Origin of the sequence: Streptomyces sp. 3MP-14, from assembly GCF_006334905.2 — a bacterium.
GTDB lineage: Bacteria > Actinomycetota > Actinomycetes > Streptomycetales > Streptomycetaceae > Streptomyces > Streptomyces triticirhizae.
This window is the reverse complement of sequence record NZ_VDLZ02000004.1, coordinates 399,752-425,453: the sequence shown is the minus strand read 5'-3', so window position 1 is coordinate 425,453 and position 25,702 is coordinate 399,752. Positions and strand designations below refer to the sequence as shown.

The 25,702-nt window shown below is 72.9% G+C and carries 14 protein-coding genes and 2 pseudogenes; 9 read left to right on the top strand and 7 right to left on the bottom strand.

Annotation, left to right across the window (positions count from 1 at the left end):
- Positions 1 to 529: 529 nt before the first annotated feature.
- From glnA to FH609_RS08600, 3 genes are all read left to right on the top strand, one after another.
- Positions 530 to 1,891, top strand: coding sequence for a type I glutamate--ammonia ligase (gene glnA, locus FH609_RS08610; protein ID WP_139666345.1), 1,362 nt, complete (start codon positions 530 to 532; stop codon positions 1,889 to 1,891).
- A 154-nt stretch (positions 1,892 to 2,045) separates the two neighbouring features.
- Entirely contained in the window at positions 2,046 to 3,437 is a 1,392-nt protein-coding gene (locus FH609_RS08605) for an FAD-binding oxidoreductase (RefSeq protein WP_139666346.1), read from the top strand.
- A gap of 122 nt (positions 3,438 to 3,559) precedes the next feature.
- Positions 3,560 to 6,559, top strand: coding sequence for a bifunctional [glutamine synthetase] adenylyltransferase/[glutamine synthetase]-adenylyl-L-tyrosine phosphorylase (locus tag FH609_RS08600; protein WP_139666347.1), 3,000 nt, complete (start codon positions 3,560 to 3,562; stop codon positions 6,557 to 6,559).
- Positions 6,560 to 6,682: 123 nt separating this feature from the next.
- On the opposite strand, the gene FH609_RS08595 is transcribed toward FH609_RS08600, so the two are convergent.
- Both FH609_RS08595 and FH609_RS08590 read right to left on the bottom strand, forming a co-directional pair.
- Positions 6,683 to 7,567 (bottom strand): phosphatase PAP2 family protein, encoded by an 885-nt coding sequence (locus tag FH609_RS08595; protein WP_139666348.1) that lies wholly within the window; start codon positions 7,565 to 7,567, stop codon positions 6,683 to 6,685.
- 141 nt (positions 7,568 to 7,708) lie between these two features.
- Positions 7,709 to 8,734, bottom strand: a complete 1,026-nt coding sequence (locus tag FH609_RS08590) for a LacI family DNA-binding transcriptional regulator (RefSeq protein ID WP_139666349.1) — start codon at positions 8,732 to 8,734, stop codon at positions 7,709 to 7,711.
- A gap of 317 nt (positions 8,735 to 9,051) precedes the next feature.
- Here FH609_RS08590 and FH609_RS08585 point away from each other — a divergent pair, with 317 nt between their 5' ends.
- From FH609_RS08585 to FH609_RS08565, 5 genes are all read left to right on the top strand, one after another.
- On the top strand, positions 9,052 to 10,311 hold the full coding sequence (locus FH609_RS08585; protein ID WP_139666350.1) for an extracellular solute-binding protein: 1,260 nt from the start codon (positions 9,052 to 9,054) through the stop codon (positions 10,309 to 10,311).
- A 32-nt stretch (positions 10,312 to 10,343) separates the two neighbouring features.
- Positions 10,344 to 11,381: a carbohydrate ABC transporter permease gene (locus FH609_RS08580; protein ID WP_139666351.1), complete on the top strand. Its 1,038-nt coding sequence runs from the start codon at positions 10,344 to 10,346 to the stop codon at positions 11,379 to 11,381.
- A gap of 2 nt (positions 11,382 to 11,383) precedes the next feature.
- Positions 11,384 to 12,310: a sugar ABC transporter permease gene (locus FH609_RS08575; protein ID WP_139666352.1), complete on the top strand. Its 927-nt coding sequence runs from the start codon at positions 11,384 to 11,386 to the stop codon at positions 12,308 to 12,310.
- 114 nt (positions 12,311 to 12,424) lie between these two features.
- Positions 12,425 to 14,122 carry a glycoside hydrolase family 13 protein gene (locus FH609_RS08570; RefSeq protein ID WP_139666353.1) on the top strand — a complete coding sequence of 566 codons (1,698 nt, stop codon included), beginning with the start codon at positions 12,425 to 12,427 and terminating at the stop codon, positions 14,120 to 14,122.
- Positions 14,110 to 15,168: a LacI family DNA-binding transcriptional regulator gene (locus FH609_RS08565; RefSeq protein WP_405378835.1), complete on the top strand. Its 1,059-nt coding sequence runs from the start codon at positions 14,110 to 14,112 to the stop codon at positions 15,166 to 15,168. Before FH609_RS08570 ends, FH609_RS08565 begins: the two co-directional genes overlap by 13 nt.
- Positions 15,169 to 15,209: 41 nt before the next feature.
- Here FH609_RS08565 and FH609_RS08560 read toward each other — a convergent pair whose 3' ends face one another.
- Entirely contained in the window at positions 15,210 to 15,644 is a 435-nt protein-coding gene (locus FH609_RS08560) for a RidA family protein (protein WP_139666354.1), read from the bottom strand.
- Positions 15,645 to 15,765: 121 nt separating this feature from the next.
- Here FH609_RS08560 and FH609_RS08555 point away from each other — a divergent pair, with 121 nt between their 5' ends.
- Positions 15,766 to 17,358 carry an N-acyl-D-amino-acid deacylase family protein gene (locus FH609_RS08555; protein WP_226961493.1) on the top strand — a complete coding sequence of 531 codons (1,593 nt, stop codon included), beginning with the start codon at positions 15,766 to 15,768 and terminating at the stop codon, positions 17,356 to 17,358.
- A gap of 81 nt (positions 17,359 to 17,439) precedes the next feature.
- Here FH609_RS08555 and FH609_RS32380 read toward each other — a convergent pair.
- The 4 genes and pseudogenes from FH609_RS32380 to FH609_RS08540 form a co-directional block, all read right to left on the bottom strand.
- Positions 17,440 to 17,871, bottom strand: a pseudogene (locus FH609_RS32380) (AbfB domain-containing protein); the annotation flags it as partial.
- Between the two features lie 48 nt (positions 17,872 to 17,919).
- A pseudogene (locus FH609_RS08550) lies at positions 17,920 to 20,226 on the bottom strand (AbfB domain-containing protein); the annotation flags it as partial.
- Between the two features lie 130 nt (positions 20,227 to 20,356).
- Positions 20,357 to 22,936 carry an MGH1-like glycoside hydrolase domain-containing protein gene (locus FH609_RS08545; protein ID WP_139666357.1) on the bottom strand — a complete coding sequence of 860 codons (2,580 nt, stop codon included), beginning with the start codon at positions 22,934 to 22,936 and terminating at the stop codon, positions 20,357 to 20,359.
- 292 nt (positions 22,937 to 23,228) lie between these two features.
- Positions 23,229 to 25,226, bottom strand: coding sequence for a hypothetical protein (locus FH609_RS08540; RefSeq protein WP_139666358.1), 1,998 nt, complete (start codon positions 25,224 to 25,226; stop codon positions 23,229 to 23,231).
- Between the last annotated feature and the right edge of the window lie 476 nt (positions 25,227 to 25,702).

Below are 25,702 nucleotides of genomic sequence, written 5' to 3'. Positions count from 1 at the left end.
GGGCTTCCTCACTGGCTTGCGACGGACGGGGACGGAACGGGAGGGGACCGGGTTGGAAGGGACCGGGGTTGTAGGAGAGGGGACGGGACGGTCGGGGTACGACGGTGGCCCATGCCGCTGACATGTGCGCCGGCGCGCGGCCGCGACTAGCCGTAGCTGTCACAACTCGCTATGTGACACAGGAGAGTAGAGGTCTTCCGGCGGGTGCCGCAGGCACTTGCGCAAAGCTCCCCCGATCGAGCGGCCGGCGCCGGGTTCCGGCCGGGTGACAACGCGTTGGGACCGGCGCTGACCTGCGGGTTCCCGGTCGGGCGCGGGGAGTTGTCGGTCTGTGAAGCCATGGCCAAGGGTCGCTTTCCGGCGCCCCGCCCCCGGTGCTCCACAATGGAGCCAACGGCCCCGGGACGTCCGGTCGCCGAACCGCAACGCGTCGGAAATCCTGTGATGGGATGCTCGGGAGTCCCCCGTGCCGTCCCGTCCGCCGCGCGGCCGGGGACGAGAGCCGTCTGACCAGCGAGGATGGGTGGAAATGGAGAAGCAGCAGGAGTTCGTGCTCCGCACGCTGGAGGAGCGGGACATCCGTTTTGTGCGGCTGTGGTTCACCGACGTGTTGGGCTTCCTCAAGTCCGTGGCGGTCGCCCCCGCCGAGCTGGAGCAGGCCTTCGAGGAGGGCATCGGCTTCGACGGCTCGGCCATCGAGGGCTTCGCCCGGGTCCACGAGTCCGACATGATCGCCAAGCCCTCGCCCGGCACCTTCCAGATCCTGCCCTGGCGGGCCGAATCCCCGGGCACCGCGCGGATGTTCTGCGACATCCTGATGCCGGACGGCTCCCCCTCCTACGCCGACCCGCGCTATGTCCTCAAGCGGGCGCTGGCCAAGAGTTCCGACCTGGGCTTCACCTTCTACACGCACCCCGAGATCGAGTTCTTCCTGCTGAACCAGAAGCCCGTGGACGGCAGCCGGCCCACCCCGGCCGACTCCTCCGGGTACTTCGACCACACACCGCAGAACGTGGGCATGGACTTCCGCCGCCAGGCCATCACCATGCTGGAGTCGATGGGCATCTCCGTCGAGTTCTCCCACCACGAGGGCGCCCCCGGCCAGCAGGAGATCGACCTTCGGTACGCGGACGCGCTCTCCACGGCCGACAACATCATGACGTTCCGGCTGGTGATGAAGCAGGTCGCGCTGGAGCAGGGCGTGCAGGCGACGTTCATGCCCAAGCCGTTCTCCGAGTACCCGGGCTCGGGGATGCACACCCACCTCTCGCTCTTCGAGGGTGACCGCAACGCCTTCCACGAGACCGGCGCCGAGTACCAACTCTCCAAGGTCGGCCGGTCGTTCATCGCCGGGCTGCTGCGGCACGCCGGGGAGATCTCGGCCATCACCAACCAGTGGGTCAACTCCTACAAGCGGATCTGGGGCGGCGCCCAGCGCACCGCCGGCGCCGGCGGCGAGGCGCCCTCCTACATCTGCTGGGGCCACAACAACCGCTCCGCGCTGATCCGGGTGCCGATGTACAAGCCGGGCAAGACCGTCTCCACCCGGGTCGAGGTCCGCTCGCTGGACTCCGGGGCCAACCCCTACCTCGCCTACGCGGTGCTGCTGGCCGCCGGGCTCAAGGGCGTCGAGGAGGGCTACGAGCTGCCGCCGGGCGCCGAGGACGACGTCTGGGCGCTGACCGACCGGGAGCGCAGCGCGCTGGGCATCGAGCCGCTGCCGCAGAACCTGGGGGAAGCCATTCAGCTGATGCAGCGCAGCGAGCTGGTCGCCGAGACCCTCGGCGAACATGTCTTTGATTTCTTCCTCCGCAACAAGCGCCAGGAGTGGGAGGAGTACCGCTCCGAGGTGACGGCCTTCGAGCTGCGCAAGAACCTGCCGGTCCTCTGAAGGGGCAGCCAGACGGCGGACAGAGGTGAATGGGGGCGCGCGAATGATCCCGCGCGCCTCCGGGTGATCCGGCGACGCTCATACGAGGGATGTAAGAAGGGCCCCCGGACCTCAAGACTGTGTGCTTCCCAGCGCACAGCCGAGAGGACCTCACGTGGCCGCCCATCCGCTCGCCCGGCAGCTCGCCCGGCATCTGCGCGGCGCCGTCTTCGACCCCGGCGACGCCGCCAGCGCCGCCGCCGAACCGGCCGCCCCGCCCGCCCCGTTCAACGGCGTCGCCCGACACGACCCGGAGCTGACCGTCGCCGCCGCCGACCGGGACGACGTCCGCACCGCCGTCGTGCACGCCGCCGAACGTGGCCTGCCGGTCGCCGTCCGCGCCACCGGACACGGCATCACCCGGCCCGCCGACGGCGGACTGCTGCTCAGCACCCACCGGATGACCGACGTCCACATCGACCCCGCCACCAGGACCGCCAGGGTCGGCGCCGGCGCGCGCTGGGAGCAGGTGATCAGGGCCGCCTGGGCGCACGGCCTCGCCCCGCTCAACGGCTCATCCCCGCAGGTCGGCGTCGTCGGCTACACCCTGGGCGGCGGCCTCGGCCCGCTGGCCAGGCGGTACGGCTACGCCGCCGACCTGGTCACCCGCCTGGAGGTGGTCACGGCGGACGGCACCGTCCGGGAGGCGGGACCCGAGCGCGAACCCGACCTCTACTGGGGCCTGCGCGGCAGCAAGGACAACCTGGGCGTGGTCACCGAGCTGGAGTTCGGCCTGGTGCCGGTCGACCGCTTCTACGGCGGCGGCATCTTCTTCCCCGGTTGGGCGGCGGCGGAGGTCACCCACACCTGGCGGGAGTGGACGGCCACCGTGCCCGAGACCATGACCACCTCGCTCGCCCTGGTCCGCTTCCCCGACATGCCGCCGTTCCCCGAACCGCTGCGCGGCGCCCACGTGTTGCACCTGCGGGTCGCCCACACCGGGCCCATCGCCGAGGGCGAGGCGCTGCTCGCCCCGCTGCGCGCCGTCACCGCGCCGCTGCTGGACACCGTCACCGAACGCCCCTACCTGGAGATCGCCCGGGTCCACGACGACCCCGTCGAGCCGCTGGACCACCACGCGCACTCGGTGATGCTGCGCGGCCTGGACGCCGCCGCCGTCGACCAGGTCCTCACCCTCGTCGGGCCCGAGGTCTCCCAGTGCCCCGCCTACATGCTGGAGCTGCGCCACCTCGGCGGCGCCGCCGGCCGGCCGCCAGCCGCGCCCAGCGCCGTCGGCAACCGGGACGCCGTCTTCAGCCTGATGGTGATCTCCCCGCCCGAGTCCACCGGCTCCTACGCCGACGCCCTGATCAAGCGGATGATCCCCTGGTCAACGGGCCGCTCCTACGTCAACTTCCTCACCGGCCCGCTGGCCGTCGCCGCCGCCCCCGACGTGCACGACCCGGCCGACGTCCCCCGGCTGGCCGAGCTGAAGCGCCGCTTCGACCCCGACAACATGTTCCGCTTCAACCACAACATCACCCCCGCCCCGGCGCGCGGCAGCTGAACGCCCCGACCGGGACGCCGGCGAACGCCCCGGGGCGGGCGTGGCTAGGCTTCGTTCCGACAGGACCGGCCGCGCGCCACGGCGGCCGGTCGCCAGGTCAGGACCGAGAGGGGACGACCACGGTGCCGGTGGGAGGACGAAGAGACAGCCGCTTCGGACAACTGCTGCGCCGGGGGTTCACCGACCCCTCGGCGGCCGACCGCCTGCTCGACACCCCGGCCCTGCGGCCCGTCGCCCAACACCCCGCCCTGCTGGACGCGTTCGGCTCGGTCGCCGACCCCGACCAGGCGCTGCGCGCGCTCGCCCGGCTGGTCGAGGCCCAGCCCGAGGCCGAACGCCCCCGGCTGCTGGACACCCTGCTCGCCGCCAAGCCGCTGCGGGACCGGCTGCTGGCCGTGCTCGGCGCCTCCGACGGCCTCGCCGACGAACTGGTGCGCCACCCCGCCACCTGGCAGGCGCTGGTCGCCTTCGAGACCAGCGACCTGCACCCCGGCACCGAGGAGTTCACCGCCGCGCTCGCCGACGCCCACGACCGGGACGCGCTGCGCGTCCACTACCACCGGGCGCTGCTCACCATCGCCGCCCGCGACCTCACCGGCAGCAGCGACCTCGCCGAGACCGCCGCCGAACTGGCCGACCTCGCCACCGCCACGCTCCGCGCCGCGCTGCGGATCGCGGAGGCCGGCGCCCCGGGCGACGCCGCCCAGTGCCGGCTCGCGGTCATCGGCATGGGCAAGTGCGGCGGCCGCGAGCTGAACTACGTCTCCGACGTCGACGTGATCTTCGTCGCCGAGCCCGTCGAGGGCGTCCCCGAGGAGACCGCGCTGCGCGCCGCCACCCGGCTGGCCTCCGCCATGATGCGGATCTGCTCCGACAGCACCGCCGAGGGCACGATCTGGCCCGTCGACGCCAACCTCCGCCCCGAGGGCCGCAACGGCCCGCTGGTCCGCACCCTGAGCAGCCACCTCGCCTACTACCAACGCTGGGCCAAGACCTGGGAGTTCCAGGCGCTCCTCAAGGCCCGGCCCATCGCCGGCGACCTCACCCTCGGCGAGGAGTACCGCGCGGCGGTCGACCCGCTGGTGTGGCGGGCCTCCGAACGGGAGAACTTCGTCCCCGACGTGCAACAGATGCGCCGCCGCGTCGAGCGTTCCATCCCCGCCGCCCAGCTGGAGCGGGAACTCAAGCTCGGGCCCGGCGGGTTGCGCGACGTCGAGTTCGCCGTCCAGCTGCTCCAGCTGGTGCACGGCAGGACCGACCCCGAGCTGCGGCACGCCCCGACCCTCCAGGCGCTGGCCGCGCTCGCCGAGGGCGGCTATGTCGGCCGCGCCGACGCCGCCGAACTGGACCGCTCCTACCGCTTCCTGCGCACCGTCGAACACCGGATACAGCTCCACCGGCTGCGCCGCACCCATCTGATGCCGACCGACGAGGCCGAGCTGCGGCGCCTGGGCCGCTCCCTCGGCTTCACCGGCGACCCGGTCAGGGAGCTGACCGACGCCTGGCGCCGGCACACCTCGGGCGTGCGCCGGCTGCACGAGAAGCTGTTCTACCGGCCGCTGCTGGAGGCCGTCGCCCGGCTGGAGGCGGGACAGGCCAGGCTCGGCGAGGGCGCGGCCAAGGAACGCCTCGAAGCCCTCGGCTACACCGACCCGACCGCCGCGCTGCGCCACCTGACCGCGCTGGCCTCCGGCGTGAGCCGCAAGGCCGCCATCCAACGCACGCTGCTGCCCGTGCTGTTGGACCGGTTCGCCGACTCGGCCGACCCGGACGCCGGGCTGCTCGGCTTCCGCAAGGTCTCCGACGCGCTGGGATCGAGCCCCTGGTACCTGCGGCTGCTGCGCGACGAGGGCGCCGCGGCCGAGAACCTCGCCCGGGTGCTGTCCGCCGGCCGGCTCGCCCCCGACCTGCTGCTGCGCGCCCCCGAGGCGGTCGCCCTGCTCGGCGACCGCGCGGGGCTCGCGCCGCGCGGCCGGGCCGCGCTCACCCAGGAGGTGCGCGCGGCCGTCGGCCGGGCCGGCTCCCCGGAGGACGCGGCCGCAGCGGCGCGGGGCGTGCGCCGGCGCGAGATGTTCCGCACGGCCGCCGCCGACATCATCGGCGCCTACGCCCCCGAGGACAGCCCGGACGCCCTCACCGACCACGGCGCCGCCCTCGACCTGGTCGGCGACGCGCTCACCGACATCAACGCGGCCACCCTGGTCGGCGCCCTGGAGACCGCGACCGCAGCGCGTCGCGCCGGGGGCGAGGAGCCGCTGACCCGGCTCGCGGTGATCGCGATGGGGCGCTTCGGCGGGCGCGAGCTGAGCTACGGCTCGGACGCGGACGTGGTCCTCGTGCACGACCCGCTGCCCGGCGCCGACGAGTCGGCCGCCGCCAACCAGGCCAGGGCGCTGGCCAACGAGATGATCCGGCTGCTCCAACTGCCCAGCGTGGACCCGCCGCTGCTGGTCGACACCGACCTGCGTCCCGAGGGCCGCAACGGGCCGCTGGTCCGCTCGCTGGCCAGCTATGCCGCGTACTACCGGCGCTGGTCGCTGGTCTGGGAGAGCCAGGCGCTGCTGCGCGCCGAGCCGGTCGCCGGGGACGAGGACCTGGGCCGTCGCTTCGTCGAACTCGTCGACCCGCTGCGCTATCCGGCCGACGGCCTGGCCCAGAAGGACGTCTTCGAGATCCGGAAGCTGAAGGCCAGGATGGAGGCGGAGCGGCTGCCGCGCGGCGCCGACCCGACGACCCACACCAAGCTGGGGCGGGGCGGGCTCTCCGACATCGAGTGGACGGTCCAGCTGGTGCAGCTCCGCCACGCGGCGGAGCTGCCCGCGCTGCGGACCACCGGCACCCGCGCGGCGCTGGCCGCCGCGACGGGGGCCGGGCTGCTGTCGGCGGACGACGCGGAGATCCTCGACGAGGCGTGGGTGCTGGCCTCCCGGGTCCGGAACGCGGTGATGCTGGTGCGCGGCCGGCCGCTGGACACGTTCCCCACGGACAGCAGGGAGACGGCGGCGGTGGCCCGTTACCTCGGCTACGAACCGGGCACGGCGGGGCGCATGTTGGACGACTACCGCCGCGTGACGCGGCGGGCGCGGGGGGTTGTGGAGCGGGTGTTCTACGAGGGGGAGTAACAGAAGGGGTGGGTGGTGCGCGGTGCCGGTGGGCGCTCGCGGGCGTCCCGCGTGTGCTGCGCCGTCGCGGTTTTCCCACCCGCCCACCCTTGTTCCGGCTGCGCCGGAGGGGGTCCCGGGCCGCTAGGCCCGGGCCTCCGCCTCCTCCGGAGGAGCCTGCGCATCCTCCCGAGGGACCTCCCGGGGGAGCCGGTAGCACAGCCGCCCGAACCACAGCCGGGAGACCAGGTAGCCGACGCTCAGGCACACCAGCCCACCCACCGCGTCCAGCCAGAAGTGGTTCGCCGTGGCCACGATCACCAGCAGCGTCGCGATCGGGTACAGCGCCCCCAGCAGCTTGATCCACAGCGGCCTGGCCAGCACGGCTATCGTGATCCCGCACCACACCGACCAGCCGATGTGCATCGACGGCATGGCCGCGTACTGGTTGGAGACCGAGGCCATCGCGCTGTCCTCGGCGGAGAGCGAGCCCCAGGTCTGGTGGACGCTGGCCGTGTCGATGAAGTCCATGCCCTCCATCAGCCTCGGTGGCGCCAGCGGGAAGAAGTAGTACCCGATCAGCGCCACCCCGGTGGTGACGAAGAGCACCAGCCGCGTCGGCCCGTACCGCCCGGGGTGGCTGCGGAACAGCCACACCAGCACCGCGATGGTGACCACGAAGTGCAATGTGGCGTAGTAGTAGTTCATCGTCACCACGAGCCACGTGATGCCCTCGACCGCGTGGTTGACCGAGCGCTCGAAGGCCAGGCCCAGATGGCCCTGGAGGTCCCAGATCCAGCGGGCGTGCTTCTGCGCGTCGGAGACCCGGTCGGGTGCCGCGTTGCGGATCGCGGAGTAGACCGCGTAACTGACGGCGATCAGCAGCAGTTCGAACCAGATCCGGGGGCGCGCGGGAAGCCGGGGACGGGAGAAGCGTCTGCCGGGGGCGGACAGGGTGTTGTGTCGGTCGGTCACGGACACGGCCGCTTCCACTCGTTCATCGCTCGGACTGATGCTGGTTGCCCCCATGGGCCACTAGTCTGCCAGAGCGACTCCGTCCGCCCGATCATCCTCCGGTCTGGTCTTCGGCCCGGTGCGTCTCCATCGTTCGATGGATGCCACCCCGCAGAGCCGGCCCAGGGATCTCCCCGAGCCCGCCGGAGCGCCCCGTCACCGCCCCGCCGCCGGCGCGGCCGCCGTCGAGCCGCGCACCACCAGCTCGGGCATGAAGACGAACTCGCTGGGCGGCGCCGGCGTCCCGCCCAGCTCCTCCAGCAGCGCCCGCACGGCGGCCTGGCCCATCGCTGGCACCGGCTGGCGGATGGTGGTCAACGGCGGGTCGGTGAACGCGATCAGCGGCGAGTCGTCGAAGCCGATCACCGAGCAGTCCTCGGGCACCGCGAGCCCGCGTTGCCGCGCCGCGCGGATCGCGCCCAGCGCCATCATGTCGCTGGCGCAGATCACCGCGGTGCAGCCCTTCTCCAGCAACGCGGAGGCCGCCGCCTGCCCGCCCTCCAGGGTGAAGAGGGAGTGCTGGACCCACTCCTCGGCCCGCTCGGCCGGCAGGCCCAGCTCGGCGGCCATGCCCTCCAGGAAGCCGGCCAACTTCCGTCGCACCGGAACGAACCTGATCGGTCCGAGCGCCAGGCCGATCCTGCGGTGGCCCAGCGACACCAGGTGCGTCACGGCCAGCCGCATCGCCGCCCGGTCATCCGGCGACACGAAGGGGGCGCGAACGCTCGGCGCATAGCCGTTGATCAGAACGAAGGGGACGCCGCTCGCGCGGAGTCGGTCATAGCGCTCCATGTCGGCGGAGGTGTCCGCGTGCAGCCCGGAGACGAAGATGATCCCGGTCACACCGCGCTCCACCAACATCCCGGTCAGCTCGTCCTCGGTCGAGCCGCCCGGGGTCTGGGTGGCCAGCACCGGGGTGTAGCCCTGACGGGTGAGTGCCTGGCAGATGACCTGCGCGAAGGCGGGGAAGATCGGGTTCTCCAGCTCGGGGGTGATCAGCCCGACGAGGCCGGCGCTGCGCTTGGTCAGCCGTGCGGGCCGCTCGTAACCCAGCAGGTCGAGGGCGGCAAGGACGGATTCGCGGGTGGCCGTGGCGACGCCGGGCTTGCCGTTCAACACCCGGCTGACGGTCGCCTCACTGACCCCCGCCTGGGCTGCGATGTCGGCTAGCCGCGCGGTCACAGTCCCGGACCTTACCCGGCGCCGCCGACACTGCCTACCGCGGCCTGGGACAACGGGACCTTCGGGCGGAGATACGGGGACGTTCCGCCCACGACAAGCGCCGCGCGCCGGCCGCCGACGGCCCGTCCGCCGGGCGGTCGCGGGTGCGCTCCGTGGTGGGAAAAGTCCTGTCCAGCGCACTCTTGCAGAAATTTGCCGCAAGGTCTTTCCAAAGTCTTGCGCCACTGTTACGTTCCTGCTCGGCCCGGCGCCGCAGTGGCGCGGCGCATAGGGTGGTTATACCGCCCCAAATCGGGCGAACGGTTGAAGGAGTTCACATGCGGCGCAGCATAGGGACCACGGCCGTGCTGGCAGCACTGGCTGTTGCGGCAACAGCTTGCGGCGGGGACGACGGTGGGGACAACGGGGGCGGGAGTGGCGAGGGCGGGGAGCTTTCCGGCACCGTCACCTACTGGGACACCTCCAACGAGACCGAGGCCGCGGTCTTCGAGGCCGTCGCCAAGGAGTTCGAGGACCAGCACCCGGGCGTCACGGTCGAGTACGTCAACGTCGGCTTCGACGACGCCCAGAACCGCTTCAAGAACGCCGCAGGCGCCAACGAGGCTCCCGATGTGATGCGCACCGAGGTGGCGTGGGTCGCCGACTTCGCCAGCCTCGGCTACCTCTACCCGCTGGACGACACCGCCGCGCTGGAGGACCAGGAGGACTTCCTGGCCGAGCCCTGGGCGAGCACCCAGTACGAGGGCCAGACCTACGCGGTGCCGCAGGTCACCGACACCCTCGCGCTCTTCTACAACCGCGCCCTGCTGGACGAGGCCGGCGTCGAGGTGCCCGAGTCCCTCGACCAGATCCGCGAGGACGCCGCCGCCTACGAGGACGCCGGCACCACCCCGCTCTATGTGCGCGGCGACGACCCGTACTGGTTCCTGCCGTTCCTCTACGGCGAGGGCGGCGACCTGGTGGACGCCGAGGCGCAGGAGGTCACCGTCGACGACGCGGCCGGCGTGGCCGCGTTCGAGCAGATGAACGACCTGGTCGAGTCGGGCGTCGCGATCACCGACACCAGCGACGGCTGGGAGAACATGATGTCCGCCTTCGCCGCCGGCGACATCGCCATGATGATCAACGGCCCCTGGGCCATCGCCGACGCCCAGAACGCGCTCGGCGACGACCTGGGCGTGGCCCCCGTCCCCGCCGGCGGCGAGGCGGCGGGCTCCCCGCTCGGCGGCTGGAACTACGGCGTCTACGCCGGCACCCCGGACGCCGACGCCTCCTTCGAGTTCGTGAAGTACATGGCGTCCGCCGAGACCCAGGCCAGGATCACCGAGGAGCTGAGCCTCCTGCCGACCCGCGAGTCCGTCTACGCGGAGCCGGCGGTCGAGGGCAACGAGATGGTGCAGTTCTTCAAGCCGGCCGTGGACGTCGCCCACGAGCGCCCCTGGATTCCGCAGGCCCAGTCGCTCTTCGAGCCGCTGCGGATCTCCATCGAGGCCATGCTCACCGGCTCCGCCTCCCCCGAGCAGGCGGCCAACGACACCGGCGACGCCTACCGTGACCTGCTCGAAGACTGGCAGTGAGCACGGGCCCCACGGGACGGAGGGCCGACACCATGGCTGACGCGGCACCCATCGACACCACCCCGAACCCGCAGGGCACGCCCGCGTCCCCGGTCCCGGCCAGCGCCGGGGTCGGGGCGCCCGGCGGCGCCCCGCGCGTCCGCCGCCGCTCGGTGCGGCAGCGGCTGGCGGACTACTGGTACGCCTGGGCGATGATCACGCCGGTGGTCGCGGTGATCACCGTGATCATCGGCTATCCGCTGGTCCGGGGCATCTACCTCTCGCTGACCGACGCCGACGAGGCCAACGTCGAGCGCACCATCGGCGTCAACACCATCGAGGCGACCTACGAGTTCGTCGGCCTGGAGAACTACCGCGACGTCCTCACCGACGACGTGTTCTGGGACCGGCTCGGCTGGACCGTGGTGTGGACGGTGGCCTGCGTCGGCATCACGTTCGTCATCGGGCTGGCCCTGGCCAACATGCTCAACCGCACGTTCCGGGGCCGCACCCTCTACCGGATGGCGCTGATCCTGCCCTGGGCGATCCCGGCGTTCGTGTCGATCTTCGCCTGGCGGATGCTGTTCAACGAGCGCAACGGCATCCTCAACGGGGTGCTGGACTCCGGCGGCATCGAGGGCATCGCCTGGCTGTCCGACCCCACCTGGGCCAAGGTCGCGGTCATCGCGGTCAACGTCTGGCTGGGCGTGCCGTTCATGCTGATCGCGATGCTGGGCGCGCTCCAGTCCATCCCCGCCGAGCAGTACGAGGCGGCCGAGATGGACGGCGCCAACGCCTGGCAGCGCTTCGTCAACATCACGCTGCCCGGGGTGCGTTCGGTCAGCATGACGGTGGTGCTGCTCTCCACCATCTGGACGTTCAACATGTTCCCGGTGATCTTCCTGTTGACCCGGGGCGGGCCGGCGGGCTCCACGGACATCCTGGTGACCGAGGCGTTCCGGCTGGCGTTCGTCTCCAGCCCCCGCGACTTCGCCGGCTCGGCGACCTGGGGCGTGCTGATCCTGCTGCTGCTGGTGCTGTTCGCGATCGCCTACCGCAGGGCGCTGCGGCGGCAGGGAGAGGTGTGGTGACCATGGCGACCGATACCACCAGGGTCGACGGGACCGAGCCGCTGCCGGTGCCGGGCCCCGCGGGTCCCGGAACGAACGGACGCCCGCGCGGGCGGGTCCGGCGGCGCGGCGAGCGCGGACCGCTGGCCTCGTTCGGGCTCCATCTCACGCTGCTGGTGGCCGCGTTCATCGCGCTCTTCCCGCCGCTGTGGCTGCTGGTGACCTCGTTCAAGCCGAAGAGCGAGACCTTCTCGCTCTCGCTGGTCGCCGACTTCACGCTCGACAACTACGACCATGTGGTCAACGACACGGAGTTCCTGACCTGGTTCGGCAACTCCGTGCTGATCGTCGTCGTCACCACCGTGATCGGCGTGCTGATCTCCTCGACCACCGGCTACGCGCTCAGCCGCTTCCGCTTCCCCGGGATGCGGCCGCTGTTGTGGACGCTGCTGGTCACCCAGATGTTCCCGATGGCGGTGCTGATCGTGCCGCTGTACAACCTGATGTCGCGCTACGGCCTGCTCAACCAGCCGGTCGCGCTGATCGTCACCTACCTCACCATCGCGGTGCCGTTCTGCGCCTGGATGATGAAGGGCTTCTTCGACACCATCCCGGTCTCCATCGACGAGTCGGGCCGGGTCGACGGGCTCAACCCGTTCGGCACCTTCTGGCGGCTGATCATGCCGCTGGCCCGGCCGGGGCTCGCCGTCACCGGGTTCTACACCTTCGTGACGGCCTGGGCCGAGGTGGCCTACGCGACCGCCTTCATGACCGGCGAGGACAACCTCACCCTCGCCGGCGGCCTCCAGACCTTCGTCAACCAGCACACCCAGGACTGGCACCTGATGACGGCGGCCGCCGTGCTGATCGCGGTGCCGGCGACGGTGGTCTTCGGCTACGCGCAACGGCACCTCCAGTCCGGCCTCACCGCCGGCGCCACCAAGTCCTGAACCCACCAGGTCCTGAACCAGGTTCCGCGACCCGAGAACGTCCCGACGGCGGCGCGCGCCCCCCACCGCGACCCCACCCGTCACCCGTCAACCGCCCCGAGAACCAGGGATGTCATGACCCAGCACCTCGCTGACCGCACCCGGCCGACCAGCGAAGCCAGCGCCCCGCGCCCCACGCCCGAGCCGGGGGCGGCGCCCCGCCCGCCCGAGTGGTGGCGGGACGCGGTGATCTACCAGGTGTATCCGCGTTCCTTCGCCGACGGCAACGGCGACGGGATGGGCGACCTGGCCGGCATCAGGGCCCGGCTGCCGTATCTGGCGCGGCTCGGCGTCGACGCCGTCTGGCTCAGCCCGTTCTACGCCTCGCCGCAGGCCGACGCCGGCTACGACGTGGCCGACTACCGGGCCATCGACCCGATGTTCGGCGACCTGCACGACGCCGACGCGCTGATCCGCGACGCCCACGACCTGGGCCTGCGGATCATCGTCGACCTGGTGCCCAACCACTCCTCCGACCGGCACGAGTGGTTCCAGCGCGCGCTGCGCGAGGGCCCCGGCTCGCCGCTGCGGGACCGCTACCACTTCCGGCCCGGGCGGGGCAGCGGTGGCGAACTGCCGCCCAACGACTGGGAGTCCATCTTCGGCGGCCCCGCCTGGACCCGGCTGCCGGAGCCGGACGGCGAATGGTACCTGCACCTGTTCGCGCCCGAGCAGCCCGACTTCAACTGGGAGAACCCGGCCGTCCGCGACGAGTTCCGCTCGGTGCTGCGGTTCTGGCTGGACATTGGCGTGGACGGCTTCCGGATCGACGTGGCTCACGGCCTGGTCAAGGCGCCCGGCCTGCCCGACATGGGGCACGCCGGGCAGCTGCGGCTGCTGGGCACCCAGGTGCTGCCGTTCTTCGACCAGGACGGCGTCCACGAGATCTACCGCGCCTGGCGGCAGATCCTCGACGAGTACCCGAACCAGCGGATCGGCGTGGCCGAGGCGTGGACGCCCAACGAGAGCCGCACGGCGCTCTATGTGCGGCCAGACGAGCTGCACCAGGCGTTCAACTTCCACTATCTGAACACCCCGTGGGACGCCGCCGAGCTGCGGCGGGTCGTCGACTCCTCGCTGGACTCGATGCGCCCGGTCGGCGCGCCCACCACCTGGGTGCTCTCCAACCACGACGTGGTCCGGCACCGCACCCGGCTCGGCGGCGGGCTGGCGCGGGCGCGCGCGGCGACGCTGCTGATGCTGGCGCTGCCCGGCTCGGCCTATGTCTACCAGGGCGAGGAGCTGGGGCTGCCCGAGGTCACCGACCTGCCGGACGAGGCGCGGCAGGACCCGGCGTTCTTCCGGCGGGGCAGCGGCGGCGACGGGGGAGGCGACGGGCAAGAGGGCCAGGATGGGTTGCGCGACGGCTGCCGGGTGCCGATCCCGTGGACCAGGGAAGGGGCCTCGTTCGGCTTCGGCGGCGCCGCGGGCTGGCTGCCGCAGCCGGCCGGCTGGGGCGAGCTGTCGGTGCAGGCGCAGGAGGGCGACCCCGACTCGACGCTGGAGCTGTACCGTTCGGCGCTGGCGGTGCGCCGGAAGCAGGCGGCGCTGGGCGCGGGCGACGGCGTGGAGTGGCTGGAGGCGCCCGAGGGCGTGCTGGCCTTCCGCCGCCGGGGCGCGGACGGCAGCGCGGTGCTGGTGGTGGCCAACACCACCGAGGCGCCCGTGGAGTTGCCGGCCGGCTGCGCCGGGGCGCGGCTGCTGCTGGCCAGCGGCCCGTGCCGGGCGGACGGGCCGCTGCCGGCGGACACCACCGCCTGGTGGCAGGGGTGAGTCAGCCGGGTTCGCCCGTTCCGGCCCGGCTGGCGGACATCGCGCAGCAGGCGCGGGTCAGCGAGGCCACCGTCAGCCGGGTGCTCAACGGCAGGTCGGGCGTGGCGTCGGCGACCCGGCAGCGGGTGCTGGCAGCGCTGGACATCCTGGGCTACGAACGGCCGGTGCGGCTGCGGCAACGCAGCGCCGGGCTGGTCGGGTTGGTGATCCCGGAGCTGACCAACCCGATCTTCCCGGCGTTCGCGCAGGTCATCGAGCGGGCGTTGGCCGGCTACGGCTACACGCCCGTGCTGTGCACCCAGACCCCGGGCGGCGCCACCGAGGACGAGCTGGTGGAGCAGCTGGTGGAGCGCGGCGTCACCGGCGTCGTCTTCCTGTCGGGGCTGCACGCCGACACCTCGGCCGACCCGGCCCGCTACACCCGACTCGCCGGCAGGGGCGTGCCGTTCGTGCTGATCAACGGCTTCAACGAGCGGATCGGCGCGCCCTTCGTCTCCCCGGACGACGCGGCGGCCAGCCGGATGGCGGTGCGGCACCTGCGGGAGCTGGGCCACCGCAGGATCGGGCTGGCCGTCGGGCCGCACCGCTTCGTCCCGGTGCGGCGGAAGGTCGCCGGCTTCGAGGCGGCCGTGGCCGAGGAGAACGCGCGCGGCTCGGCGGACGGGCGGCCGGTGACGGGCGTGGTGCGGCACACCCTCTTCAGTCTGGAGGGCGGACAGGCCGCCACCGCCGCCCTGTTGGACGACGGCTGCACGGGCGTGGTGTGCGGCAGCGACATGATGGCGCTGGGCGCGATCCGGGCGGTGCGGCAGCGGGGCCTCGCGGTGCCGGGCGACGTGTCGGTGATCGGCTTCGACGACTCGCAGCTGATCGCGTTCACCGACCCGCCGTTGACGACGGTGCGGCAGCCGGTCGCCGCGATGGCCTCGGCGGCCGTGCACGCGCTGCTGGAGGAGATCAACGGAAACCCCGTGCAGCACACGGAGTTCGTCTTCCAGCCCGAGCTGGTGGTGCGCGGCTCCACGGCCGCCGCGCCCGCCGGCTGACGGCCGCCGCCGCGCCGGGTCCTGGGCAGGCGGCCCTGAGTTCAGACGGCGGCCAGCGCGTCGATCTCCACCAGCATGTCCGGGTGCGGGAGTTCGACGAAGATGGTGGTGCGGCAGGGCAGCACCCCGCTCGGGCAGTGCTCGCGGACGAACGCGCCGTATGCCTCGTTCATCGCGGCGAAGTCCTCCCGGCGGGTGAGGTAGACGCGGAACATCAGCACGTCCTCGACGCCGGCGCCGCCCGCCGCCAGGACGGCCCGCACGTTCTCCAGGGTGCGGGCCGTCTGCGCCCGCACGTCGCCGTGGTGGACGTAGGCGCCGGTGGCCGGGTCCTGGGGGCCCTGGCCCGAGACCTGGAGCAGCGGGCCCCTGCGCAGCCCCTGGGAGAAGTTCCAGGCGGGCGCGGGCGCCGCGTCGGTGCGCACCGCCGTCTTGGCCGGCCACGTGGGGTCAGTCGGTTCCTTGGGGTTGCTCATGGGGGTTTCGCCTTCCGCCGGGGTGGGTGCCGGCGGCAGGGTAGACCACGCGGGCCCGCGCGCGGTACGGCGGGCGGGACGTTCGGGCGCGCGGGCGTGCCCGTGGACGGGAGGAGCGGCGGTGGCCGAGCTGCTGATCAGGGGCGCGCTGGTGGTGGACGGCACCGGCGCGGCGCCGTTCACCGCCGATGTGGCGGTGGACGGCGGCCGCATCGCCGCCGTGGGCGGCCCCGGGCTGACCGGCCGGCGGACGGTGGACGCCGACGGGCTGGCGCTCGCGCCCGGCTTTGTCGACATGCACGCCCACTCGGACCTGGCGCTGCTGACCGAGCCCGACCACCCGGCCAAGGTCGCCCAGGGCGTGACCTGCGAGGTGCTGGGCCAGGACGGCCTGTCCTACGCGCCCGTGGACGACGCCACGCTGCCCCAGGTGCGGCAGGCCATAGCCGGCTGGAACGGCGATCCGCCGGGTTTCGACTGGAGTTGGCGCGACGTGGCGGGCTATCTGGACCGGCTGGACGCCGGCATCGCGGTCAACGCCTGCTATCTGGTGCCGCACGGCTCGGTGCGGATGGTGGCGATGGGCTGGGACGCCCGGCCGGCGACCGGGGCCGAGCTGAACGCCCAACGGGCCCTGCTCGCCGAGGGGTTGGCGCAGGGCGCCGTCGGCCTGTCGGCGGGGCTGACCTATCCGCCGGGGATGTACGCACCCACCGACGAGCTGGTCGCGCTCTGCCGGGTCGTCGCGGAGCACGGCGGGTTCTTCGCGCCGCACCACCGCTCCTACGGCGCGGGCGCGTTGGCCGCCTACGCCGAGATGGTCGCGGTGGCGCGCCGCTCGGGCTGCGCCCTGCACCTGGCCCATGCCACCCTCAACTTCGCGGTGAACCGGGGCCGTTCGGGCGAGCTGCTGGCGCTGCTCGACGCGGCGGAGCGGGACGGCGTCGACCTCACCCTGGACAGCTACCCCTATCTGCCGGGCTCCACCACGCTGGCGGCGCTGCTGCCCAGCTGGGCCGCCGAGGGCGGCCCCGCCGCGACCCTGGCCCGGCTGCGGGACCCGGCCGCGCTGGCCCGCATCCGGCACGACCTGGAGGTGGCCGGCTCCGACGGCTGCCACGGGGTGCCGGTGGCGTGGGAGACCGTCCGCATCGCCGGCTCCCGCGACCCGGCGGCGGTCGGGTGCACCGTCGCCGAGCTGGCCGCGCGGGCCGGCCGGCCGCCGTTCGAGACGGCCCGCGCGCTGCTGCTGGCCGACGAACTGTCCACCGGCATCCTCCAGTTGGTGGGCAACGAGGAGAACGTCCGCGCCCTGATGCGGCATCCGGCGCACACCGGCGGCAGCGACGGGCTGCTGGCGACGGCCCGCCCGCACCCCAGGGCCTATGGCACGTTCCCCCGCTATCTGGCCCGCTATGTACGGGAGTTGGGAGTGCTGGGGCTGGCCGAGTGCGTGGCCCATCTGGCCGGCACCCCGGCGCGGCGGCTGAGGCTGGCGGGCCGGGGCCTGGTCCGCGCCGGCTACCACGCGGACCTGGTGCTCTTCGACCCGGAGACGGTGGCCGACACCGCGACGTTCGAGCGGCCCAGGCAACTGCCGCGCGGCCTCCCGTATGTGCTGGTCGGCGGCGTTCCCGTGATCGACGACGGGCGGCCGACGGGCGCGCTGCCCGGCCGGGCGCTGCGCCGCCGCCCCGACGGGACGGTGGCGTGAGCGCCGGGGCGCGAGCCGGGACGGACGTGGCGCCCCTCCCTGCCGGGGAGGGGCGCCACGCGTTCGGAACGCCGGACGGTGCTACGGCGCCAGCGCCGGAACCACCTGCCAGCTGACGTCGGCCTCGTAGGACTCGGGCCGGTCGTAGTCGTGGCCGCCGCCCTTCACGGCCACCCACACCTCCTCGGCGAAGTGCCGTATGTTCCCGTCGAGTTCGTTGACCGAGGCGAGCCGGACGCTGCTCGCCGAGGCACCGGGCTGGGCGCAGAACGTGGCGTCCCGGTCGAACAGCTCGCTGCCGTCGTCCGGGTCGAGCCGCACCCGGAACCCGGCGTGCCGCAGATAGCTGCCGGGCTGGTTGGCCGCCTCCAGCGAGTAGCAGGACGGGTCGGCCAGGCCCCGGCGCACCACGAAGGTGGCGTCCTCGCGGTCCTGCTGCGCGCTGTCCCCGGCGATCACGTCGGTCCTGGCCAGCGACTCGCGGTGGCGCAGCACCCGGTCGGTGAACCCGTCCGAGGTCACCTGGAACGAGACCCGCTCGTCCAGGGGCAGCTCGGCGCCGCTGCGCCACAGCGGCAGGGCCACCGCCCAGGTCGCGTCGGCGGCGAAGGACGTCGGGTTGTCCCACGGCTGGTCGCCGCCCTCGCTCGCCAGGTACACGCCCTCCTCGAAGTGCCGTATGAACGAACCCGGTTCACTGAAGGACTCCAGCGAGGTGCCGCCCCCGCCGAGCCCCGGCGTCGGGCAGAAGGTCGCCTCGGGGCCGCCCTCGCCCAGCACCAGCCGGTCGTCGGCGCCGGGCCGCAGATAGCTGCCCGGCTGGTTGCTCGCCTCGAACGAGACACAGGACTCGTCGGCCAGCCCGGGCCGGCTGAAGAAGACCGTGTCCCGCCGGTCGGTGTCCGAGCTGCCCTCGTCCACGACGTCGGTGCGCGCGACGCCGCCCTCGTGCCGCAGATAGCGGTCGTCGAACCCTTCCGTGGTCACCCGCAGCGACACGGGCTCCCCCGTGCGGACGTTCCCGCCGCTCGCCTCGGCCCGCACCCGTTCGTTGACCGCCCGCACCTGGTCGGCGTTGACCTTGAGCACCTGCCGGTCATAGGTGTAGAAGCCGTTGACCTCGTTCTCCAGGTCGTAGGGCTCCGTGTAGACGGAGCCCGACAGGCCCCGGCCGTGCACGAACCGGCCGACCTCCTCGGTGATGGTCACATAGCGGCTGGTCAGCGACGCCTCGTCCGGGTAGAGCGCGCCATAGCCGAAGCCGGCGCCCGGCTCCCACTCGTGGCCCTCGATCGCCCGGCCCAGGCCGCCGTACTCGCCCAGCACCGCGAACCGGTTGTCGTCCGGCAGCCGGGTGCCGCCCGACATCTGGTAGGCGTGGTCGTCGATCACGTCGCCGTTGCCCGGATCGGGGTCCGACATGCAGCAGTTGGAGCCGGAGTTGTGGTTGATCGGCCGGGTGTCGTCCAACTCCCGGATCTGGTCCACGATCCGGCCCGCGTCGTACTCGCCCCAGCCCTCGTTGAACGGAACCCACTGGACGATCGACGTGATGCCCCTCAGGTTCTCGACCATCCGGGCCAGCTCGGCCTCGTAGTTGGCCTTGCCCTCGGCGCTGGGCTCGTCCACGGTGTTGGGCGAGGGCATGTCCTGCCAGACCAGCAGGCCCAGCCGGTCCGCGTGGTAGAACCAGCGTGCCGGCTCCACCTTGATGTGCTTGCGGACCATGTTGAAGCCGAGCGCCTTCTGCGCCTCCAGGTCCCAGGCCAGCGCCTCGTCGGTGGGCGCGGTGTAGAGCCCGTCCGGCCAGTAGCCCTGGTCCAGGGTGCCCATCTGGAAGACGAACTCCCCGTTGAGCAGCGGGCGCGTCACGCCGCCGACCTGGCCGACGCCCAGCGAGCGCATCCCGAAGTAGCCGCCGACGCTGTCGCCCGGCGTGGCGCCGTCCGGACCGGTGAGGGTGACCCGCAGGTCGTAGAGGAACGGGTCCTCGGGCGACCAGAGCCGGGCGTCCGGCACCGGGACGGACAGCTCGCCGCCGGCCTCGCCGGTGGCGCTGCCCACCACGGTGTCGCCGTCCAGGACCTCGGCCACCACCTGGTGGCCCTCGGCGCCCTCGGCCCGCACCACCAGGTCCAGCTCGCCGTTCGGCACGTCGGGCGTGGTGTCCAGGCGGGTGATGTGCGCCGCCGGCACCGGTTCCAGCCAGACGGTCTGCCAGATACCGGAGTTGGCGGTGTAGAAGATGCCGTCCGGGTTGAGGCGCTGCTTGCCGATGGGGAAGTCGCCGGCGTCCACGGGGGAGTGGACCCCCACCACGATCTCGTTCTCGCCGCCGTTCAGCGCGTCGGTGATGTCGAAGGAGAACGGGTCGAAGCCGCCGGTGTGGCCGCCGACCTCGGTGCCGTTGACCCAGACCCTGGTCTCCCAGGTGACGGCGCCGAAGTTGAGCTTGATCCGCTCGCCCGACCAGTCCTGGGGCACGGTGAAGGCGCGCCGGTAGAACATGGTGTCCTCGTGGCGCTGGATACCCGAGAGGGCGGACTCGATCGGGTAGGGCACCAGCACGGCCTCGTCCAACTCCTGGCCGATCGGCGGGGTGTTGAGGTCGCTCGCCCCGGTGAACTCCCAGACGCCGTTCAGGTTCAGCCAGTCGGGGCGGGTGAGTTGGGGGCGCGGGTACTCGGGCAGGGCGTTGTCCGGGCCGACCTCGTCGGTCCAGGGGGTGGTCAGCCGGGGCTCCTTGGGCTCCCAGACGGGCGCGCCGGACGCCGATGGCGCCAGGGCGACCGCCAACGAGACGGGCAGCAGAAGTGCCAGCAGCACTCCCACCAGCCGTCTGGCGGCTCGGTTCGCTGACAGGGACATGGGGGTGAACTCCCGTGTGATGTGGGGGTGTTGATGACGGGGTGGTGCGTTGTGGTGCTCCAGTGCGGTGTGCGGTGTGCGGTGTGCGTGGTGCGGGTGGAGCGGTGGTGCGGGGTGGTGCGGTGGTGCCTCAGCGGAGGACGAAGCGTTGGCAGTCGTTGGCCAGGTTGGTCCACTGCTGAAGTGGGAGGTCGGCGTCGGCCCGGCAGCCCGGCACGTCCAGCGCCTTGCTGCTGGCCCGCGACACCAGGGTCCAGCCGCCGTAGCCGTCCGGCATCGGCCGCCACTGCTGCTCGGGCAGGCCGGCCCAGGTCGTCGTGACGGCGGGTGCCTCGTTCTCCTGACCGCCGCCGGCGATGGTCAACACCTGACCGCTGTGCTCGGCGACCAGCCGGTGGTAGCCGGAGTCGGTGGGCTCGAACGCGAAGCGCTGCGCGGGCTGGTCGGCGCACGGCGCCTGGGTGACGGCCGAGCCCTCGGCCGTCGAGCCGTCCCGCACGCCGACGCACAGCTCGCTGCTGGCGTTGACCAACTGGACTGCTTCTTCCGGGAGTTGGGGCGGGTGCCCGGGGTCGAACGCCTCGACCTCGGTCAGCCCGACCGCGAGCCCCGGCCGTGGGGCGACCACCACCCTGATCCGCTGGGCCTCGATCCGCTCGAAGTCCAGTTGGGTGACGTCGTTGGCGACCGGCGCCGGCGGCTCGCCGGGCAGCGGAGTCCAGCCGTCGCCGCCGTCGTACTCCACCCGGTAGTCGGCTGGCAGCGCCACCTCGCGCTCGTCCACATAGAAGTGCAGCCGCAGCCGGCTCAGCGGCGTCGGCCGGCCGAAGTCCACGGCGAGCCAGTCCTCCGCGTTGGGCGAACCCCAGTTCGTCCAGCGGGAGTTGGGGCCGTAGCCGACCGGGTCGTACCAGACCGAGCCGTCGACGGCGCGCAGCGGGCTGTCGTGCGGGCTGGTGTGGGAGGCGGTGGCCGCCGGGAACGCGTGGGCCGGGATGTCCTCGTGGTCGTCGAACGGGTTGCTGGCCAGGTTGGTCTCGGGCTCGTAGGGGGCCACCTCCGGCGTCGGCGCCGCCACCGTCAGGGCGCCGACGTCCGTCCTGGAGGCCGCCAACTCCCCGTCGATCCGCACCTGGAGGCCCGCGCCCACGCCATAGCGTTCGCCGGTCCTGTCCCAGACCACGCTCAGCTCGTGGCCCCGGAACGGCACGTGCTCCAGCGCGAAGTACTCCCAGTCGTCGGGGATCAGCGGGTCGACCAGCAGCGTGTCGTCCTCCTGGGGGCGCACGCCCAGCAGGCCGTTGATCACGTGGTCGGGGTAACCGGAGTGGTTGTAGTGCTCGCTGTGGTCGGGCGCGTCATAGATCCACTCCCCGGTGGTCGAGTCGGCGGCCTCGGCGACATAGGGGCGGCCGTCCCGGTACTGCACCCGGGTGTAGGAGCGCAGGAGCTGGTAGAAGTCGTCCCTGGTGACGGCCGTGTTGTTCGCGTACTCGTGGAGCAGGTTGGCCATCGCCACCAGCGTCTGGCTGGTGCCCATCGGCCAGTGCGGGCCGTTCCAGCGGCAACAGCCGTCGTCCGCCTCGTGGTCGAAGAGCCGGTGCCGCCGCTCGGCGGTCGCCGGGCCCGCCGGGGTCGCGAAGCCCTCGGGGTCGGTCAGCTGCTCCCAGGCGGCGGAGAACTCCTCCGTATCGTCCGGGAGGTGGAACATCCACGGGATGTAGCCGGTCAGTTCGCGGCCGTCCAGCAGCGTTCCCTCGGGCAGGATCGGCAGGCTCGGGTCGCGCGGCCCGCCGTTCGGGTGCTGCCCGTACTCCTGCGCCTCGTTGTCCCGCATCTGCTGGAAGAAGAACGACCGCTCGGGGTCCCAGAGTTGGTCCACCACGGCCGTCTTCAGCGCCGCAGCCTCGGCGTCGAACTCGGCGGCCAACTCCTCGTCCCCGACCAGGCGGGCGATCCGGGCGATCGCCAACGCGTCGCCGTACTGGTAGGAGTTGACCGTCGGCCGGTAGCCGACGCCGCCGGCGAACGGGTCGTCGGTCTGGTAGGAACCGATGGTGAACTCGGTGCCGTCCGCGATCGGCGCCTCCCAGTACAGCCCGCGGTCCGGCGCGAAGCGGCGGCTCTCCATCTTCCGGAAGAAGGTGACCAGGCCCGGGAGTTGGGCGGTCAGATAGTCGCGATCGCCGGTGACCAGGTAGCGCTGCCAGACGGAGTCGGCGGCCGCGCCCGTGTAGTTCTGGTTCTCGTCGGTGCCGACCCCGTTGATCCAGTACTCGGTGTCCTGGTCGAGGTACTGGCGGTTCCACAGCCAGCGGCCGTCGCGGTTGTTGTGCCACTGGTTGAGCCCGATCCCGCCGTAGCGCGCCGACCACTCGACCGGCACCTGGAACTCGTTGATCACATAGCCGGTGCCCGGCCTGGTGCTCTTCAGGGCCCTGCGCAGGGTGGACCAGCGGTAGTAGTAGATCTCCTGGATCTGCGCGTCGGGCACTTCCAGGAACGGGATGTTCTCCAGGTACCAGCCCGTGGTGTCCAGGTCGGCGACCAGCGCCCGGTGGTCCAGCAGGTCCTCGTCGAACGTGGCGGGCGGCGCGGGCGTTGACGGTGCGGGCGTTGGCCGGGCCGCCGAGGCCGCCGGGCCCGTGAGCAGGCCGACGGCGACTCCGAGAACGAGAGCCGTCCCAACGGCTCGACGGCGCTTGCTCATGCTCGACTCCTCAGCGAAACGGCAACAGAGTCACACAGAACATCGAGGGAACGCCCCAGAAGTTAACGGAAGAACGCGGGTCTGCCTAGATAACTCGTTTGAATTAGTTGATAGTTGATCGCATGGCCGATTGTGATCGATCACCACCCAGCGGCGTCCGCGCAGCGGAGAGCCCCGGCCGAGCGGGCGCGTGAGGCCCGAGACGGCCCTCCGCTCGGCCGGGGCATGCGGGCAAAATAGCAACCCGCAAGAACTTGCGAAAGAGCTTGCACGGCTCCTTCGGCGACCGGGCTCAGTCGCCCAGCATCGCCAACTCGCCGCCGTCGGCCAGCGTCGCCGTCAACCGCGCCTGGGCGCCTTCCTCGGCCGGCAGCGCCACCGTCCTGCCCTCGCCCCGGCCCGTCACCGCGCCGCCCGCCGCGATCTCGACGACCTCCTCGCTGCCGGCCGCCAACAGGAACCAGCCCGCGTCCTGCGAGCGCCACAACATCCCGCTCAGCACGGCCGGTTGACGCTCGCCGCAGGACGGAACGTCCTCGGCCGCCGCCGTCTTCACCGCCCCGTCGTCCTCCTCGTGCGAGGGGTCGAGGAACTGCGTCCAGACCCGCGCGCCCGTGCCGCGCCAGGTCTCCGCCCGGCCACAGACCCAGCGCGCGGTCCCGCCGTCCTCCGGCAGCGACTGCTCGGCGAACTCCCACGCGTTCACCGACCGCACCCCGGCACCACCGATCGACGCCAGCTGGCAGGCCAGCGGGCCCCACGCCTCCCGGGTCGCGGCCACCGAACCGCCGTCGCCCGCGACGCCGGGCGCGCCACGGGTCAGCAGCGCCGGCGTCAACTCGCCCAGATCCGCGAGGAGGAGAGGTCCTCCGCTTTCGGCCCCGCCGCTCCCCGCCGCGCCGTCCGCCGTCAGATGGAGCGCCGGCACCTCGGTGCACGCCCCGTCCTGGCGCGCGGAGTGCAGGGGGCCGCTCACCCCGTGTTCGTCCACCGGCAGTTCGGCGGCCGGCCGGCCCGGGACCAACAGGTCCGCCGAGGCCGCCTCCGTCACCCAGGGTGCCAGCAGATAGCGGGTGTTGCCGTCCCCGCGCTGCACCACCACGGCCGAGGCACCCGAAAGGCCGGCGCCGTCCACCCGCGCCAGATCCAACACCACCTCGCCCTCCCGCGCGCCCGTCGGCTCCGCGTACCGCACCAGCCGCAGCCCGTCGTGCAGCAGTACCACGGAGATCCCGCCGACCTCCCCGGCGAAGAGCAACTGCGCCGGGCCCGGCGGCGGACCGGTCTGCGTTCCGGGCGTCGCCGAGACCCGCACCTCGTCACCCGGGCGCGCCCACACCGCCAACGCCCGCCGCAGCAGGCCCGTGTCGTCCAGCGCCGAACCGCGCGCCGGCCACACGGAGAAGTCCGTCCGCGCCGCCTGCCGCCAGGCGTCGGCCGGCATCCGCCGCAGGCTCGCCGGGTCGAGCGCCGCCTGCGCCGCCGCGTTCTCGCTGTACGGCGGGGCGGCGGCGCCGTCCGGGCCCCAGCCGTCGGGGAACACGGCGAAGCCGCAGCCCACCACGGCCACCGCCACCGCGCCGACCAGCGCGGTCCTGGTGCGCTGCCGGCGCCGCAACAGGTCGGTCGGGCGCGCCTGGAGGGCGCACGGGTCGACCAGCGGCGCCTCGCTCTCCACGGCGTCGGCGGCGGCCATCGCCGCCTCGATCCGCTGCTCGGGCTCCCCGGCGCCGGCCAGCAGCAGCCGGATCTCGGCCGGGCTCAACTCGTCGATCCTGCGCAGCGCGTAGGCGGCGCGGGCGGTCGCTGACAGCGCCCCGAGGCGCTGGTCGAGCGCCACCTCCTCCGGCTCGCCGGCGCGCGGGAAGAGGCGCAGGCCCCACACCCGGGGCAACGAGAGCGGCAGCGGCGCCCTCGGTGGCCAGCCGAACTCGCGGCCGGCGAACCGCACCGGCCGCTGCGCCGCCAACGCCGCCCGCACGACTCGCAGTCGCAGCAGCGCGTAGCCGGCGTCCGTGGCGGGCGCGGGCGCCGGCGCGGTGCCGCCGGCGCGCTGCGCCGGCAGCACCGGCGGCGTCTCCTCGGCGGACCGGCCGCGCGGCAGGGCCCGTTGGGCGACGGCGTGCGCGCCGAGCACCCGCCGGTGGCGGCCCAACGACGGCGGCAGAATCAGGTAACCGAGCCTGACCAGCCGGGGATAGTGCTCGACCAGCACGGCCTCGGCCTGGTCGATGGCCAACGCGGGCGCGGCCCGCCGGGCGTCGCTGGGGGAGATGTCACTGGAAGGCACAACCGGCAGAACGATCCGCACCACGGACGGTTACGCACCGCACGCGGAGCGTGTTGGCGCGCCGGGGGCGCGTGCCGGGACCGGCGAGAGCCGTCCCGGGCGGGACTTTTCTACGGGCACGGCGCGGGGATGAGGGTGCGCCGGCCGGCTTTCGGAGAGGCGCTCCGCTTGGGTGGTTGTGCGGTGGCGGGAAGTGTGGAGGTGGAGAGGTGTTCCGGTTCGGCGGCTGCGTGGGCGTGCGGGGGCGTGCTGGTGCGTGGGCCTGCTGGTGGCGAACGGCGGTCGGGGATGCTGGTGTTGCGGGCCGCAGCGATCCGGAGAGGCGGTCCGGTTGAGGCCGGCTTTCGGAGAGGCGCTCCGCTTGGGTGGTTGTGCGGTGGCGGGGAGTGTGGAGGTGGAGAGGTGTTCCGGTTCGGCGGGTGTGTGGGCGTGCGGGGGCGTGCTGGTGCGTGGGCCTGCTGGTGGCGAACGGCGGT

What these genes read in the sequence shown, in the direction of transcription:
- glnA (WP_139666345.1), top strand. Translation starts at nt 530, where the DNA reads ATGGAGAAGCAGCAGGAGTTCGTGCTCCGCACGCTGGAGGAGCGGGAC.
- FH609_RS08595 (WP_139666348.1), bottom strand. Translation starts at nt 7,567, where the DNA reads ATGGGGGCAACCAGCATCAGTCCGAGCGATGAACGAGTGGAAGCGGCC.
- FH609_RS08585 (WP_139666350.1), top strand. Translation starts at nt 9,052, where the DNA reads ATGCGGCGCAGCATAGGGACCACGGCCGTGCTGGCAGCACTGGCTGTT.
- FH609_RS08580 (WP_139666351.1), top strand. Translation starts at nt 10,344, where the DNA reads ATGGCTGACGCGGCACCCATCGACACCACCCCGAACCCGCAGGGCACG.
- FH609_RS08575 (WP_139666352.1), top strand. Translation starts at nt 11,384, where the DNA reads ATGGCGACCGATACCACCAGGGTCGACGGGACCGAGCCGCTGCCGGTG.
- FH609_RS08570 (WP_139666353.1), top strand. Translation starts at nt 12,425, where the DNA reads ATGACCCAGCACCTCGCTGACCGCACCCGGCCGACCAGCGAAGCCAGC.
- FH609_RS08560 (WP_139666354.1), bottom strand. Translation starts at nt 15,644, where the DNA reads ATGAGCAACCCCAAGGAACCGACTGACCCCACGTGGCCGGCCAAGACG.
- FH609_RS08545 (WP_139666357.1), bottom strand. Translation starts at nt 22,936, where the DNA reads ATGAGCAAGCGCCGTCGAGCCGTTGGGACGGCTCTCGTTCTCGGAGTC.